Raw genomic sequence first — 855 nt, 5'->3', positions numbered from 1 at the left:
TCCATCGATTCCATCACGAACCCGCCGCCCGCCGCGATCACCACCGCTGCGCCCGTTGCATTCGCCCTGTCGGGCAGAACCGGCAGCAGCGTCGCGGTGGCCACGTTGCGCACGGTCGGGCGTCCGGCGAGGGTGAACCAGCTTTCGGGCGGCATCTCGGCCACGCTGCCGGTGCCCAGCGGGATCGCGCCGGCCTGGGGTGGGGCAGCCATGGGCGCAACCGGGATCGACTGCGCCGTGGCGGCGGCTGGAACCGCCAGCGCCCAGGTGGCGAGGATGGATCGTATCGACGTCATCGCGAATGCCCTTTTTCCTGGGTTCAGCGCCATTGCCGCGCCGGCAAGGTGATGGTGACGGTTGGTCCCAGATCTGTTGCCGACCGACCGAGGGCGAAGCCATAGCGCCCGGCAGGCATGGTCCAGCGTCCATCCCTGCTCTGTGCCACGACGCGGGGCTCGATCGGGATCGTCGCCGTTGCCGTCGCGCCGGGCTCGACCGCCAGCTTGGCGAAGCCCGCGAGCCGGCGCGTCGCGCCGGCCGGCGTCGAGACAAGGTAGAGCTGCACTACCTCGCTGCCGGCGCGCGCACCGGCGTTGCGGACCGTCACGCTGGCGCGCGGCTGTGCGCCGCCTGCGATCCTGACCGGGCCGTGATCGAAGCGGGTATAGCTGAGGCCGAAGCCGAAAGGGAACAAGGGCGTCAGCGACTTGCGCGCGAACCAGCGATAGCCGACGTCGGCGCCCTCGATGTCATAGTCGATCGGGTAGCTCTTGCCCGCTGCCAGACCGGCAGCAAATTCGCGGTCGATCATGCCGGCATAGGGCAGCGGGCAAGAGCTACCCGATCGACTATGAC

General features: G+C 69.6%; 1 protein-coding gene and 1 pseudogene. Both read right to left on the bottom strand.

The window, feature by feature from the left end; translation table 11 throughout:
- Positions 1–296: pseudogene (locus AX685_RS17890) on the bottom strand (alpha/beta hydrolase); the annotation flags it as partial.
- 23 nt (positions 297–319) lie between these two features.
- Positions 320–855 (bottom strand): fibronectin type III-like domain-contianing protein (locus AX685_RS17885; RefSeq protein ID WP_197418687.1); only part of this gene is annotated, 536 nt, incomplete at its 5' end.

The sequence above is a fragment of the Sphingomonas sp. CCH9-F2 genome (assembly GCF_001556735.1).
GTDB classification, from domain to species: Bacteria; Pseudomonadota; Alphaproteobacteria; order Sphingomonadales; family Sphingomonadaceae; genus Sphingomonas; species Sphingomonas ginsenosidimutans.
This window is presented reverse-complemented; position numbering and strand designations above follow the sequence as displayed.